Raw genomic sequence first — 15,708 nt, 5'->3', positions numbered from 1 at the left:
CAAAAGTCGGTTCGCATCGATATCAAACGATATCGAAAGCAAGAAGCAATGCAATGCAGAAAATATACACTGGATCTACCAATAGTTTAAGTTGCGATTGTTACTGCGCTTTGACATGGGAAGCTATTTGGCTATCAAAAAGGGATGCACCGCTGCAATGTCATCAAGCCTTAACATTACGATGTTTCAATGATCGAATGGAATCTCAAACAATTGATATAGCGCAGTCGGCGCGTGCGTCCTGGATGTCATTGCTGGCTAAAGCACCAACGTCCGTTTTAATCGCAGCGGTAAGTCAATATACGCAGCAATACGGACTGCTTCCTGCTTATACCTGGTTACGCCGTCCGGAGATCGGGCTAGCGATGGTGCGTGCTCGCACTGGCGGCACCGGCCAGCAATTCAATCTGGGTGAAATGTCTTTGACACGTTGTGCATTGCGCTTGTCTTCCGGCCAGATGGGTGTTTCTTACGTTGCCGGACGCGATGCGCAACATGCAGAATGGGCAGCTTTGTTCGACGCTTTGATGCAGAGCGACAGCGCGAAACAGATCGAGCAAATGATCCTGGTGCCGATCAGGCATGCACTAGCTGCGCAACGTGTTTTGGCAGAAGCGCGTGCGGCGGTAACGAAGGTCGATTTTATGACGATGGTTCGGGGAGAGAACGAATGAGCGCGCTCTTGAAGTCTGCACTCTTGCCAGCGTGGAATGATCCCGTTCATGCATCGCAATCCACCTTTCGGGCTGTACTGAAAGCCTTGTCGGAGCCGGGGGTGATTCAAACTTTGATGGTCGATATTCAAGCACCGGCTCCGTTATTTCTGTCAACCATCGCGCTCTGCCTGACTCTCGCAGATGGCGAGACCACGGTTTGGCTCGACGATAGCGCAAGTACGGAGCCGCTTAAAGACTATTTGCGCTTTCATTGCGGTTGTCAATTGGTAGCAGATGCCACGCGGGCGACCTTTGCCGTGATAACTGATCCACGGCTTCTCGCTGAGCACATTTTTGAAGAGTTCGCGCGTGGCACCATGGAATATCCAGATCGTTCGACCACTCTATTGGTCCAGGTGCAGGGTTTCAGCGGTGGGCCGGCGCGGACATTATCCGGTCCGGGAATTCCGCACGAGCGCTTGATGAATGTGGCAGGACTGCCTGAACATTTCGACGCAATCTGGCAAAAAAATGTTGATGGATTTCCTCTCGGGGTTGACCTTATTTTTTGCCATGGGTCTCAAATCCTTGGTCTGCCACGCACCACCAATATCGCCGTACCAAGATTGTGAGCGGCACCAGCAACCACGTAGTTTGATGGAGTGACCCGTATGTATGTTGCAGTCAAAGGTGGCGAAAAGGCCATCGAAGAATCCTATTTAGCGCTAGCGCGCACCCGCCGCGGAGATCCTGCGCTACCGGAGCTAACGGTTGCACAAATACGTGAACAAATGCCGCTGGCGGTCGCCCGTGTGATGACGGAAGGATCGTTGTACGACCGAGATCTGGCCGCACTGGCGATCAAGCAGGCCAGCGGTGATCTGATGGAGGCGATATTCTTGTTGCGGGCCTATCGCACGACCTTGCCGCGTCTGTTATCCACCTTGCCGCTTGATACCGCGACGATGGTCATAGAGAGGCGCATTTCAGGCACATTCAAAGACGTTCCGGGTGGGCAAATATTAGGCGCAACGTACGACTACACCCAGCGCTTGCTGGACTTTTCACTGGCCGCAGAATCGACGCTGCAAGTCCCACTGGAAAAACCGCAACCGTCAACCGCATCCAGCGAAAGTGCGGTTCAAAATACCTATAGCGCCGCGATGCCACGGGTACTGGATTTTTTGAACGCCGAAGGTTTGATTGAGCAGGAGCTTATCCCCGAAGGCGATCCAGCGCCGGGTGATTTAACCCGAGATCCGTTGGCGTTTCCTGCGCAACGCGATATACGACTTCAAAATCTGGCGCGCGCGGATGAAGGTTTTGTCCTGGCGATGGCTTATTCAACGCAGCGTGGTTATGCCAACAGCCATCCGTTTGCGGGCGAAATACGCCATGGAAAAGTCACTGTTGAAGTGATGCCGGAAGAACTGGGCTTTGCCATCGATATTGGTGATATCGAAATTACCGAGTGCCAGATGGTGAATCAGTTCGCTGGCTCCCGTACGGAACCTGCGCGCTTTACGCGGGGTTACGGATTAACCTTCGGTTATAACGAGCGCAAGGTGATTGCGATGGGATTGATGGACCGAACCCTGCGTTGCCAGGAGTTAGGTGAAGAGGCCAATTCGCCAGCCCAAATGGCTGAGTTCGTGCTGTATCACTCCGACAACGTCGAGGCTTCGGGTTTTCTGCAACATTTGAAGCTGCCGCATTATGTCGATTTTCAGGCCGAACTTAATATGATTCGTGCTTTGCGTCGCCAGACCGCCGATGCCTTAGATGCTGTAGATGCCGCCCTGAATGCTGACCCCGGCAACGCATGTTCGGACTTGCAGGCTGACCGCCCGAAAACGGACGGTCTCGAATCACGGAAGGCCGCATGATGGAGAGCACTGCTGCGCCCCTTTCCCAGTCCCGGGCTGCAACACAACCAGAGGCCGGTTATAACTTTGCCTATCTGGACGAGCAAACCAAACGCATGATCCGCCGGGCTATTTTGAAGGCGGTGGCGATACCTGGCTATCAGGTGCCCTTCGGCGGTCGTGAGATGCCGTTGCCCTATGGCTGGGGCACGGGAGGCATACAGGTTACCGCTGCCGTGATCGGTCAGGATGATGTGTTGAAGGTGATCGACCAAGGCTCGGATGACACCACCAATGCGGTGAATATCCGGCGATTTTTCCGTCGCACGACCGGCGTCGCTACTACCGAGCGAACCACCGAAGCAACCTTGATTCAGACCCGTCACAGAATTCCGGAAACGCCATTATTAACCGATCAGATCATGATCTATCAAGTGCCGATTCCCGAACCGTTGCGCTGGCTTGAGCCGAGTGAGCAACAGACGCGCAAATTGCACGCGATGGCAGACTACGGTCTGATGAGTGTGGAACTTTATGAAGACATTGCCCGCATGGGCAGAATAGCCACCGCTTATGATTATCCCGTGGTGGTCAACAATCGCTACATGATGCGACCGTCTCCAATCCCCAAATTCGATAACCCGAAGCTCGATCAGAGTCCGGCCTTGCAGCTTTTTGGTGCCGGCCGTGAAAAACGGATTTACGCGGTTCCACCTTACACTTCAGTGAAAAGTCTAGACTTTGAAGACTATCCTTTTGAGATTGAAAGCTGGGATCAGTGCTGTAGTTTATGCAGTTCTGAGGACTCCTTTCTCGATGAGATTATCATCGATGATCAGGGGGCGCGGATGCATGTTTGCAGCGATACCGATTATTGTCATCAGCGTGTTGTCGCGCAAGCGAAGCCGCAATTTCCTGAAACGCATCCTTCCCCTGCGGAGGCATGATGATGAACATGCCAACGCTTCCATCGCCGCTTTTGGCTGCCGAAAATTTGACACATCGCTTTGGCGCCCTTTCCGCCTGTGACAACATTAACCTGCAACTTTATCCGGGTGAAGTGCTGGGAATTGTCGGCGAATCAGGGTCCGGAAAAAGTACCTTGCTGAGCTGCCTGGCGGGGCAACTGGTGCCCAGCGAAGGACGGGTATTGTTTTCGACGCGGCACGAAGGCGTGATTGATTTATATCAAGTTAGCGAGGCGCGGCGGCGGCTATTGTCGCGCACCGATTGGGGCTTTGTGCATCAAAGTGCGCGGGATGGTTTGCGTGCCAATGTATCGGCAGGCGCCAATGTGGGCGAACGTCTGATGGCAATCGGTGCGCGTCATTATGGTGATATCCGGCAAGAGGCATTGCATTGGCTGGAAAGAGTAGAAATCGATGCAGATCGGATTGATGATTTGCCACGTCATTTCTCGGGAGGCATGCAGCAACGTTTGCAAATAGCCCGTAATCTGGTGACCAAGCCGCGCTTGATTTTTATGGATGAGCCGACGGCGAGTCTGGATGTTTCGGTGCAGGCGCGGCTTTTGGATTTGTTACGCCAACTGGTATCGCAATTGCACGTGGCCGCCGTCATCGTGACGCATGACTTGGCAGTGGCCAGATTGTTGGCACACCGTTTGGTCGTGATGCGGCAGGGACGCGTGATTGAGCAAGGATTGACCGATCAGGTCCTTGACGACCCGCAGCATCCCTATACACAATTATTGGTGTCCTCGGTATTGCAGGCATAGCCAATTGCGGGGCGGGAAAAAAAGCATGAACGGACACAGCATGAATCGGTTAAAACGTATCGAAGTACGGCAGCTTTCAAAAGAATTTATATTGCATCTGCAAGGTGGTTTACACATGCCGATTTTTTCTGATGTCGATATGGACGTGGATGCCGGTGAATGCGTCGTGATCCATGCGCCCTCCGGCGCGGGAAAAAGCACCTTGCTGCGTTGTTTGTATGCTAATTATCGTGCCAGCAGCGGAAGCGTTAGCATTCGTCATGCAATCGAGGGCGGGAGCGACATGGAAACCGCTTGGGTTGATTTAACTACCGCATCACCGCAGAAAATCCATGCAGTCAGGAACACAACCCTGGGCTTTGTGACCCAGTTTTTGCGTGTCATTCCGCGCATTAGCACGTTGGATCTGGTCGCGGAGCCGTTAATAAACAAGGGTTTAGACGTAGACGATGCACAGGATCAAGCAAAGTCCTGGTTATCCCGCCTAAAAATACCGGCGCGGCTATGGCAAGTTCCCCCGGCCACATTTTCGGGAGGTGAGCAGCAACGGGTTAACATTGCGCGTACCCTCATCAGTGATTTTCCCATCTTATTGCTGGACGAACCCACTGCGTCGCTGGATGAAGGTAACCGTGATACGGTCATTGCAATGATCCAGGAAGCCTGTGATCGCGGGACCGCCGTAGTGGGTATTTTCCACGATGAATATGTGCGGCGGGCTCTGGCGACGCGCTTGTTTCCGCTAGCAGCGATACAATCGGAGGAATTGGAAACTTGGACCGCGGCATAGGGTCTGATGAAAGTCCGCATAAGCGCCTTTGGTCAGCACATAAGTACACTTTAAGTCGCATAGAAGTCTTACCCTTCAGCTTGATTTGATGCGCCGAGTTTTTTCTTGTTATAACATTTATTATTTCGGCATCTGACCGATTACGACCACTATGACCACTCTCTCCGCCATAAGAAATGCGCGTATCGTCACATCGCAAGAGCACTTTTCTGGCAATCTTTCGTTTGCCGCAGATACCATCGTCAGCGTTGCCGCTGGCAGTTCTCAGGTTGGGGAGGATTGGGAGGGCGATTATCTGATCCCCGGGTTGGTTGAGTTACATACCGACAATCTTGAAAAGCATCTGGTGCCGCGTCCAAAAGTACACTGGCCGGTTTTGCCCGCGATTCTGGCACATGACGCACAAATTGCGGCGGCCGGGATCACCACCGTATTAGACGCACTCGGCGTAGGTGATATCGATCCTGAAAGCGTGCGCAGTACCATGCTCGCATCCTGTGTCGATAATCTGCAACGCGCCCGTGCTAACGGATTACTGCGCGTCGATCATTTTCTACACCTGCGCCTTGAACTGGCCGAAGAAAATCTGCTCGACATGTTTTTGCCATTTCTCAACGATCCCGCTTTAAAGCTGGTCTCGCTAATGGATCACACGCCAGGACAGCGGCAATGGACAGACCTCAGCCACTATCGCATTTATACCACCGGAAAACGGGGTTGGAGCAACGAAAAGGTGGATTCCATGCTGGAGAACATGCTGGAACGCCAGGTACGCTATGCGGTCGATAATCGACGTCGCATTGTGGAGAGTTGTAATGCCATCGCCAAGCCAATGGCGACCCATGACGACACCACCGTTGCGCATGTGACGGAAGGTGTGGCTGAAGGCATCAAAATTTGCGAATTTCCGACTTCCATGATTGCCGCACAAGCGGCACGGCAGCATGGCCTGGGTACTATCATGGGCGCGCCGAACGTAGTACGCGGCGGCTCGCATTCTGGCAATGTCTCGGCAGCCGAATTGGCCCGCGCTGATTTGCTTGATGTCTTGTCATCGGATTACGTGCCCGCCAGTTTATTGCACGCGGCATTCATGCTGCAAAAAGAGGGTTTCAGTTTGTCGAAATCGGTCAATACCGTCTCACGCAATCCGGCGCGTATGATTGGCTTCGCTGATCGCGGTGAAATTGCTCCCCGCTTGCGGGCGGATTTTTTACGGGTGCGCGTAGTCGATGAAATCCCGGTAATTTTGCAGGTTTGGAAATCTGGACAACGGGTTATTTGAAGTCGGCAATTTCCAACCGTCATCGCCCGCTCCCCCCGATTTATGTTGTGACCCTAAGCTCTGCGTCATCAATATAGGGACGTAAGATGCAGAAATCAAAGACCTGAACAGAGCGATCAAACCGCGGAGTCAGCCGGCCCCGATGCGGTGCTGAAGCATGCGCCAGCGGGTTCCGTTGAAACGGAAGAAAAGTTACCTTCGGAGACCGAACTCGGAGCACAGCGTAACTGTTAGCGTTCCGTCGCGAAACCTCAATTGATTCCCTCTCAGCGTCCTTATTACGCCTTATCTTCCTCGTTTGAAATCAGAAAAAAAGGTTAAGGAATGCGCCTTTATACGGCTTTCGCATATCCAAGAAATTTCTTAGAAACGACCAAAGATATTTCTTGACGGAAATTTATCGCGTGAACTATACTCGATTCCTGTTGGCGCGGATCAGATCCTCCATCTGAAAAAATAGGAAAGATGGCTGTCAGCAATCTCAAGATTCCCACGTATTTTACGAGGATATTCTTGGGCATTTTTTCATCCGATCCATTTACAATTTTGACATTGAGCACCGGTAGAAAGTCTTGGTGTCCGCTCGCCGGGATTGAAATTTGTATCGCGCGCAGAGATTAGATTTTCTGACAAATCAATGCGTTTATCCAGATAGCCCAACATCCTTGGTTGGTGTAAAGCTATTGGTGGTGAACCACGTAAATTTTTGGCGGTTATCCGTCGCGCCTAGCCTACTGCGCGCGTCGGCAGCCAACCTGTTTGCAGGGCATCAGCCCCGCGTTTCTGACGAATTATCCGCTACAAATCTTTAACCTTCTGTAACGCTTTATAGCAGCAGGGTGCTTTTTGTCGCTCCAAAGTTTCTCCCTTCGAAAATAGACCGCCTTGGTTGACTGTTAAGCGTTCAGGCGTACTCCTGCAGATGCAATAAATGATGCTGGATGAACGATAAATCCGGCGGTTCGCCGCACTTTATCGTTGTGCAGATGGATACGTAGCACCGCGTTTACGATCCACATATTTTTATGGCTGGAAAGGAGGTGTGTCACAAAAAATCGTTTAACTCAGCTCAAGCCGTACCGTATTTCAACGTAAATTACCTCAAGGAGTTTAAATTGAACGCAGAACAAAGCTCGTCGCTCGCTTTAACGGCAACACATCATCATGCTATTCCCACTTTGACAGCTAATACGGTTGATCATGTAATAGGTATCTTCCTCGGAGACGATAGCGCCCATCGGAGGCTAAAACGGAGCACCGATAAATTTTTGACCGGCTTCCCGGAGAAGCACGCCTGGGAGCATGTTACAGAGACGATAAAGCAAGCAATCGGCGTAACGTCATCGCCGCAGGAGGAACCGATTGAGGCAATATTAACTGCCTTGGAAGGTCATCTTGCCAGCTTCCTGCGCCATGGCCATATAGACGACGCCAGCGAGGAATCTCAACAACTTATCTACTCCACACTTTATCCTTGTCTTGCATTGATAGAGGATGGCGACAAGCAGATTTTTCAAATAGAGCGCTCACCGCATCACACTTTTTTTTACTTTCCTCGTTTTGTATCGCTTGCATTGACGGCCCTCCAATCGGCAGCGACTGTCGGGATATTTGATCCAAGATCGGGCGTGATTTCTCAGTTTGTCTATCAAATGGAAGCCTACCTATACCGCGCTATGGATAGTGCCGTACGTGCGCGCCAGCAAGATATACAACTTCAATTGGGCGGCCCAACCAGCAATGTGGGCTACGTCTATGATGCTCGATATCGCGAGTCTTTGACCGAGTGGGTCGAGTTTAATGAGTACGCCGGTTCACTTGAGGAGGCGCTTGTTTCCCTTCGGACGCAAATTGCTGATACTTATTTACACGCTATACATTTTAAAATGGGCTATGGGGTGTCCCAGAAGGTTGGAAATTTTGCGGTGTCGTCTTATGAACAGGTAAGGCTCGTGGTCGGAGGCGTACATCCTGATCCGACACAGAACGTCACGCGTAGCGCAAGCAAGCTGATATTAGACAGCGCGTGGGAGCGATATTATCCTGGCAAGCAACAAGAGGGAAAAAAAGGACTTCGGTTTACTCCCGATATTGCTGAAGACCTCGCAAAAGCCGTACCTGTAAATTTTGGTCGTGCTTTTCTCACCAAGTCAAAATGGTTGTCCTCCGCATACATTGGCGCAGCCTATAGCACGGGCTTCGCCGTTCTTCTGTTGCCTCTTTATGCCCTATTGTTTCCAGACCCCGACGCGATCACATGGGATAAAGTGATTGATGAGATCAGAAAACAAATTAAAGAGGAATTGGAAAATAAGGAACGCCATGAGATCGAGCAGAAGTTAAAGCATGTGGCAGAAGATTATAAATTGCGGTATGAGATAGTTGGGCAAAAAGGATCTCAATCGCTTTCAGAGTGGGAATCGTTGCTCTCAAGCAGCAATGAGATGCAAGGAATGCTGTACAACCCTCATGGCGATGTGTTCTACAAAGCCCATCCATTCTTTGAACCATTTTTTGGTATGCGCGTAAATATTTTGCATTCCGCACTAGGGGTTGCGCCAGGCAGCGCCACCATTCAAGGCCTTATCGAGAAGTTTTATAACGAGACGTATCTTTATCTTGAAAAACTTATCGACGCAGCCTGGAATAACATTGAAGGACAAAAAATTCGTGTGAATTATTGGCGAGTGGGTAGTATTTTTCAGCAAAATTGGTATTACGTTGTGATGGACGAGCGACATAACCTTATGTTGAGCGTACCACTCCTTAACAAAGAGGATGGCGTTAGAAATGCCTGTCGTTATCTAGATGAGCGCATACGATATTTTATAACCTTATCTACCGGCCTTCGTACACTATGTGAGTTATATGACGCGGCAGTGAATACGCATAACGCTATCGTAGGAAAAAATGGGAAGAATTTTCCTTCAGCCATCGAAAAACTGTTTGATGGCAAATTTCAAGCTAAATATCAAGTCGTTATCGACCGCTATAAATGGGCGACAGATGATTCAGCGGCGGACATCAGATACTATTGTGATTACTTTAGTTGGGGCCCGAGCACGGAGGATTGGTACATACAAGTCTTCGACGAATATAATTATAAAGGCAATAGTTTGAAGCTCGGAGTGGGCGATTATAAGGACCTAAGTCTTCTTAAGGATGGCGGGTTTAAGGGCCGAATTCGTTCGGCGAAAATTAATCAAGGGCTCAGTATCGGGGTCTATACCGAAAATCTCTTTGATGGGGATAAGCAGGTTGCCGAGGCTTATTTCCCTGCTTCCGATGACCAACCGAAGTGGATCCCAAGTATTTCGGTTAACGGGAAGGACGTTAAAAGCGCAAGGGTCCGGGTTGACTTTGAGCGTTCCTTTGCGATGCGGCCGGCCCGGTTGGCTACTGCTGATTCTAATGTGCTGTTTAATTCGGAAATTGTTCCGAGGTGGTAGCCTGAAACGCTTTCATTCGTTTTGGACTTTAGTTTCGCGTTCTTAATTCGCGAGTGAAGCAGGGTTAAAGCCGCCAGCTCCACGCTGGTGGGCTTTAGCCTGGATCAGGCAGATTAAGGGCCAAATAAAGCCAACCGAAATTAGTGCGGCAGGAACCTTTGATTATTAAAAAAATTGCCCGTCTATCATCGGAAACGCCCGCAGAAACTCCGTCGCTGGCAAGCGTTTACCGCCCGGTTTTTGCAGAATAGTTAGTCGCAAGGCGTCCATCCCACACGCCACGACGACACCATTCTGCGTGTCGGCATGGATAATCTCCCCCGCACTAAATTGCGCCTTTGAGTAGTCTTCAGTAACGACCTCCGCACCCCATATTTTGAGTACTACACCGCCAAATGTAGCAAAGGCTCCCGGAAAGGGATTGAACGCCCGAATTTTTCGTTCCAGAATATCGGCGGCTAAATTAAAGTCTAAGGCTGCTTCTTCTTTTGTAATCTTTGCCGCATAAGTGACGCCTGTCTCCGGCTGCGCGGTCGCTGTTAGCTGGTTTTTCTCCAGCCGTGCCATTGCGTCCACGATCATTTCGGCCCCAAGCGCGGCTAGCTTGTCATGCAAAATTCCGGTTGTGTCGTGCGCGTCAATCGTTATGCGCTTGACCAACATCATCGGACCGGTATCTAGACCTTGTTCCATCTGCATGATGGTAACGCCGGTTTCAATGTCACCGGCTTCAATGGCGCGGTGAATTGGTGCCGCGCCGCGCCATCGCGGCAGGACGGAGCCGTGAATGTTGATGCAGCCTTGGGTCGGAATTGACAGGACACTGAGCGGCAGAATCAAACCGTAGGCGGCAACGATCATCACGTCATGCGGCGTTGCTTGCAGCAGAGCGTGGGCTTCCCGGGCAATGTCGGGATATTTGCCATCTAGTCGTAGCGAGACAGGCTGAGCAACCGGAATGTTATGCGCGAGCGCAAACTGTTTTACGGCCGAAGCATGTAATTGCATGCCGCGCCCCGCAGGTCGATCGGGTTGGGTGAGCACCAGCGTGATCGCATGACCTGCATCGTGCAGGGCTTTGAGCGCAACGGCGGCGAATTCCGGGGTGCCGGCAAAAATTATTTTCATGCCGGGATTTTATTACGGATGCGCTGGATTTGCTGCAATGAACGGTTTAACAGAACAATTTTTTGTAGCGATATCCAAAACACAGAGGGTTGCCAGACCTGGCATTGTCGCGTCAGGTCGAGGCGACCGTGGGGTGGCCTTTTAGCGGCGCTGCCAATTAATGTAGTCAGCGCGCCGAATGTGGTCCTTGAAACAGCAAGTAGGACGTTGCAAGTAACTACGGAGGCCGTTAGTGGTCGAACGTACTCAAATTAACCACACAGAAGCTTAAGTATTTCACTAGACTTTGACCCGCACCTTGTATTACCGATTCGCATATTGTTTGTCGCGTTTTAGTTCGCGTTCTTCTTTTAGCATTTTCGCTTTAATGCGATTGCGCTTCAGTGGCGATAGATATTCGACAAACATTTTGCCTTTTAAATGGTCCATTTCGTGCTGAATACAGACCGCAAGCAAACCTTCTGCATCCACTTCAAATGATTTTCCATTCGCATCCAGAGCGCGCACTTTAATGCGCGCCGGACGTTCGACGCCGTCGTACACGCCCGGTACCGAGAGGCAGCCCTCGTCGTAAATTTGTCGTTCCTCACTGGCCCAGAGGATTTCCGGGTTAATAAAAACCCGCAACTCTTTACCTGTGTCGGAAGTATCAATCACCAAAAGTTGCTCGTGGACATCGACCTGCGAAGCCGCAAGGCCTACGCCGGGTGCTTCGTACATGGTTTCAGCCATGTCAGCAATTAACCGTTTCAAGCGCTCGTCGAAAACGGTCACAGGGCGTGCAATTTTATGCAGGCGGGCATCAGGATAGCGCAATATATTTAGTAGGGACATACGATTCTGGACAACAATCCGACAATTTGATAATGGTTTATCACTTGCTAGTTTCAGCATTCTTAGGCAAAATTTAATGCGCTTTGGCAAACTTTTTAACAGTATTACGACCGTTTATAGCGTTATTTTACGCGCCAAACCACGTAATTGCGATTTTGTTAGCCGATTCCTGTTATCGCATTAGTTGTCCTCACGTTCCAGATCAACTACCAAACGACTGAAATTTGATGCACCAGACCCAGTGCGCTAAGCGCTTTGCGGTCTGAAGTCGGGTTTTGTGGAGCTGATTGGTGCGCATTAATGCGCTGGCATGCGCAGGCTTAACGTCACATTCACCGGAAAAAACATGAAAAAGTTTAGCACAGCTGCCCTCCTTTTTGCTTTTGTCGCTGGCATTAGCATTTTGCCAGCCGTACACGCGCAGACGCCGGCAAAGGCGCGTTGTGCATTTTTGCCGGATGCGCCGGACCAGCACGTCGTTGTGCGCGGCGACACGCTGTGGGGGATTTCAGGTCATTTTTTACAGAATGCGTGGTGTTGGCCGCAAGTGTGGGGGATGAACCGGGAGCAAATTCGCAATCCTCACTGGATCTATCCGGGACAGATTGTCTATTTTGACCGGGCAGCAGGCCGGCTTCGGCTCGGCACGCCCACTGGTGGCGGCAGCTCTGATACGATCAAAATGTCACCACACATGCGGGTAGAGGGATTGGGGCGAGAAGCCATCTCTGCGATTCCTGCTGAAGAAATTGCACCGTTTCTGTCGCAGCCGTTGATTATTGAAGAAGACGGATTAAAGGACGCTCCGCATATCGTTGCTGTGCAAGAGGGGCATGTGAATCTGGGCCGCAATGACCTTGCTTACGTGCGGGGGGATCTTAAAGATGGGACTTCGTTTCAGGCTTTCCGTCCCGGCAAGGCGTTGAACGATCCGGTCACAGGCAAAGTCATCGCGTATGAAGCGGTGTATTTGGGATCCCTGAAGCTGGAGCGTGCCGGCAAGGTAGAAAATGAAGCGCATACCTTCCGCGTCGTTGAGTCTAAAGAGGAGATGGGTGTTGGAGATCGTTTGGTCGCAATGCCAATCACCCCTGTGCTGAACTACGTACCGCACGCGCCAGAGGGCGACGTCAATGCGCGCATAGTGTCCATTTACGGCGGCGTTGCAAATGCCGGTCAGAATCAGATTGTCACCATTAATCAGGGATCAGACGATCACATGGAGGTCGGAAACGTGTTGCAGCTATATCGTTTTGGCAAAACTATCGCCGATCCTCTGGATGCCAAAAAAGCGGTCAAACTTCCGGATGAGCAATACGGAACGCTATTTGTCTTCCGCATATTCAAGCATATTTCTTACGCATTAATCATGCAGGTACGCGACACAGTCGAGGTGGGTGATATTGCCAGGTCACCAGAATAGGGACGCGCATTGTTGCCAACAAAATTACACCTTGAAATACCGCACGATGCAGCGGAAATTTCCGTTGATCCCATAGCTGAATTGAGCGCCCCCGCCGCCGAGGCGATCACACTCTCCCAACCGCCCATGCGAGCGGAGATCGGTCAGCCTTCATGGCCGGCCGATCTCGCGGACTGGCTGAGGCTGGAGCAATGCGATGGTGTGGGGTCATCCACGGCGCGCCGTCTGATGGCAGCCTTCGGACTGCCAGCTAATATTTTTTCCAGCTCACTGGCGGCTCTTCAGAACGTTGTGTCGCATAAAATTGCGCTAATTCTTTTAGCGCCATTAACGGACCTCGCCAAAACACGTATTGAGTGTGCATTGATGTGGGCGCAAGAAAAAGGAAACCGGATTCTGACGTTGGCGGACAACGACTATCCGGCGAACTTGCTTAATATCGCCGATCCGCCGTTAATTTTGTACGTGAAAGGCCGCGTCGAGCTATTGACGAGGTCTTCCCTGGCCGTGGTCGGCAGTCGCAATGCCACGCTGCAAGGGAATGCGAATGCTGAGCGATTTTCGGAGATTTTGAGCCAACGGGGACTGACGATTATTTCCGGTCTGGCGCTAGGAATAGACAGTGCCGCCCATAACGGCGCATTGCGCAACATGGAGAGCAATCCAGATGGCGGCAGTACGGTCGCCGTGATCGGCACCGGTGCCGATATTGTTTATCCCTCACGCAACCGAAGTCTGGCGCATCGCATTGCGGAAATTGGCTGCATAGTTAGTGAGTACCCGCTAGGCATGTCGGGCATTGCTGCCAACTTCCCACGTCGGAACCGCATTATTTCAGGTTTGTCTTCTGGGGTTTTAGTGGTGGAAGCCGCCGCGCAGTCGGGCTCGTTGATTACCGCCCGGATGGCGGCGGAGCAAGGACGGGACGTTTTTGCGATTCCGGGGTCTATCCATTCGCCGCTATCGAAAGGCTGCCATCAATTAATTAAACAAGGCGCAAAGTTGGTCGAATCGGCGCAAGATATCCTGGAGGAAATGCAAGCGATAGCATCATATGGGCGCCTGGCCACAACCGTTTTGAACCAGGCGGGATTGGTTTCGGCGTCATCATCCTTGCCGCTGTTTGTTTCCGATTTGCCAGAAAATACGGGCGTTAGTGGCGTTTGTGGCGTTAGTGGCGGCAGTTCCGGCGATCCGCTGTTGGAGGCGTTAGGCTTCGACCCGGCCAGTATCGATATGTTGGCGGCGCGAACCGGTATTAATACCGCACTTTTAAATGCACAACTACTTACGCTGGAGTTAGACGGGTTTGTGGAACTGCTTCCCGGAGGCGTTTATCGACGCATCGGCAAGTAACAAAGAAACTTTTGTGAAAAGTACGTATCCCAATTTTTTGGATTTTTGAGAGAATCCTTGTCCTTTCGTATTTATGCCCCGCTCCTATCAGGCTACTCATAACGCAGATGACGCTGGCAACGCAGCGCTGTGCTAATACGGCGACGAAAGCCCCAGCGGCAGGCTAACTCCAGCTATCTGAATCGATTTTCGCAGCATCAAGGTGGCGTGATGTCGGAATGACACTTTCGGCAGCATTTGTTAATTCCTGCGATACTGATATGAAAATATCTGCAAATCATGGTCTAACGGAACATATTTCAGAGTTAAAGGAGTTTCCCCTCTATTCTTTGCGAATTCAGCTTTATTCGCCTTCAATATCGCGGTATCTTCGGGTTTTTCTTGCCTGCTGCTGTTTTTGTAAATTTGTAAATGGTTTAGCAACTTGTTTTTGTCCAATCTTAGCGATACAGTAGAACCATGTTTGAAGTCCTAGTTTATCTTTATGAAACATATTACCGCCCCGATGCCTGCCCTGAAACTGAGGCCTTGGTGAGGAAGCTATCGGCAATCGGCTTTGAGGAGGATGAGATCACTAAAGCGCTGGGCTGGCTGACCGACCTCAAAGCAAGTAATCACACCTACGCAGATCGCTATCCTCAGCAAACTGCGTTTTCATTCGGCATGCGGATTTACGCACCGCAAGAGATGGATGCGCTTGGTACAGCAGCAATCGGGTTCGTTCAGTTTTTGGAGTCCGCCAAAATGCTCAATCCGGTGCAGCGCGAGATCGTCGTTGAGCGTGCCCTAGCTGCAGGCGAGTCGCCTGTTTCACTCGATAAGCTCAAAGTAATCGTGCTGATGGTGCTTTGGAGTCAGGGCAAAGAGCCGGATGGACTGATGTTTGACGAGTTATTCCTGGATGACGACGAAGATCCTGAGCCACGGTTGCTGCATTAATATCGACGTGCGCGGCCTTCCGCCAATGCGTGCAGGCGACAACAACTGAAGTGACGCGCGCCGAAGTTGTGATATTTCCAATAACATGCGCTTACCAAGGTGGCTCACTAAGATGTGAATGGGCCGCTAATGAGCTGCTTATGCACTGTTATTATCTGGCTATCAGCCGCGCCCAGCTTCCCATCGGTAATTAATGTGCACTTTTTTGCCGCTAATTTGCTGCTTATTTGCCGATTGATCGCGGG

At 51.1% G+C, this 15,708-nt stretch carries 13 protein-coding genes; 11 read left to right on the top strand and 2 right to left on the bottom strand.

Annotated elements, in window-relative coordinates:
- The first annotated feature begins 197 nt into the window (after positions 1–197).
- The 8 genes from phnG (at position 198) to JQN73_RS07365 (ending at position 9,783) form a co-directional block, all read left to right on the top strand.
- A complete protein-coding gene (gene phnG / locus JQN73_RS07400; RefSeq protein WP_205322447.1) occupies positions 198–674 on the top strand; it encodes a phosphonate C-P lyase system protein PhnG in 477 nt (158 codons plus the stop codon).
- Entirely contained in the window at positions 671–1,288 is a 618-nt protein-coding gene (phnH, locus tag JQN73_RS07395) for a phosphonate C-P lyase system protein PhnH (RefSeq protein ID WP_205322446.1), read from the top strand. Before phnG ends, phnH begins: the two co-directional genes overlap by 4 nt.
- A 39-nt stretch (positions 1,289–1,327) precedes the next feature.
- Positions 1,328–2,542 carry a carbon-phosphorus lyase complex subunit PhnI gene (locus JQN73_RS07390; protein WP_205322445.1) on the top strand — a complete coding sequence of 405 codons (1,215 nt, stop codon included), beginning with the start codon at positions 1,328–1,330 and terminating at the stop codon, positions 2,540–2,542.
- Positions 2,542–3,468, top strand: a complete 927-nt coding sequence (locus JQN73_RS07385) for an alpha-D-ribose 1-methylphosphonate 5-phosphate C-P-lyase PhnJ (RefSeq protein WP_205323237.1) — start codon at positions 2,542–2,544, stop codon at positions 3,466–3,468. Before JQN73_RS07390 ends, JQN73_RS07385 begins: the two co-directional genes overlap by 1 nt.
- Positions 3,469–3,470: 2 nt before the next feature.
- The gene (phnK, locus tag JQN73_RS07380; protein ID WP_205323236.1) at positions 3,471–4,259 is read left to right on the top strand and encodes a phosphonate C-P lyase system protein PhnK; all 789 of its coding nucleotides are present in this window, start codon (positions 3,471–3,473) and stop codon (positions 4,257–4,259) included.
- Between the two features lie 25 nt (positions 4,260–4,284).
- The gene (gene phnL / locus JQN73_RS07375) at positions 4,285–5,049 is read left to right on the top strand and encodes a phosphonate C-P lyase system protein PhnL (RefSeq protein ID WP_205322444.1); all 765 of its coding nucleotides are present in this window, start codon (positions 4,285–4,287) and stop codon (positions 5,047–5,049) included.
- Positions 5,050–5,200: 151 nt separating this feature from the next.
- The gene (locus JQN73_RS07370) at positions 5,201–6,334 is read left to right on the top strand and encodes an alpha-D-ribose 1-methylphosphonate 5-triphosphate diphosphatase (protein WP_205322443.1); all 1,134 of its coding nucleotides are present in this window, start codon (positions 5,201–5,203) and stop codon (positions 6,332–6,334) included.
- Between the two features lie 1,115 nt (positions 6,335–7,449).
- On the top strand, positions 7,450–9,783 hold the full coding sequence (locus JQN73_RS07365; protein WP_205322442.1) for a hypothetical protein: 2,334 nt from the start codon (positions 7,450–7,452) through the stop codon (positions 9,781–9,783).
- Positions 9,784–9,948: 165 nt separating this feature from the next.
- Here JQN73_RS07365 and fmt read toward each other — a convergent pair whose 3' ends face one another.
- Positions 9,949–10,911: a methionyl-tRNA formyltransferase gene (gene fmt, locus JQN73_RS07360; protein ID WP_205322441.1), complete on the bottom strand. Its 963-nt coding sequence runs from the start codon at positions 10,909–10,911 to the stop codon at positions 9,949–9,951.
- Between the two features lie 303 nt (positions 10,912–11,214).
- Positions 11,215–11,745, bottom strand: coding sequence for a peptide deformylase (def, locus tag JQN73_RS07355; RefSeq protein WP_240162465.1), 531 nt, complete (start codon positions 11,743–11,745; stop codon positions 11,215–11,217).
- A gap of 346 nt (positions 11,746–12,091) precedes the next feature.
- Between def and JQN73_RS07350 the strand changes: the two genes are divergently transcribed.
- The 3 genes from JQN73_RS07350 (at position 12,092) to JQN73_RS07340 (ending at position 15,463) form a co-directional block, all read left to right on the top strand.
- Complete coding sequence (locus tag JQN73_RS07350; RefSeq protein WP_205322439.1) at positions 12,092–13,168, top strand: LysM peptidoglycan-binding domain-containing protein; 1,077 nt, start codon at positions 12,092–12,094, stop codon at positions 13,166–13,168.
- A gap of 72 nt (positions 13,169–13,240) precedes the next feature.
- Positions 13,241–14,524, top strand: coding sequence for a DNA-processing protein DprA (gene dprA / locus JQN73_RS07345; RefSeq protein ID WP_370551354.1), 1,284 nt, complete (start codon positions 13,241–13,243; stop codon positions 14,522–14,524).
- 459 nt (positions 14,525–14,983) lie between these two features.
- Positions 14,984–15,463, top strand: a complete 480-nt coding sequence (locus tag JQN73_RS07340; RefSeq protein ID WP_205322438.1) for a DUF494 family protein — start codon at positions 14,984–14,986, stop codon at positions 15,461–15,463.
- The last annotated feature ends 245 nt before the right edge of the window (positions 15,464–15,708 follow it).

It is taken from the genome of Glaciimonas sp. PAMC28666 (assembly GCF_016917355.1).
Taxonomy (GTDB): domain Bacteria; phylum Pseudomonadota; class Gammaproteobacteria; order Burkholderiales; family Burkholderiaceae_D; genus Glaciimonas.
The sequence above is the reverse complement of the archived record's forward strand: the minus strand, read 5'-3'. Positions and strand labels throughout refer to the sequence as shown.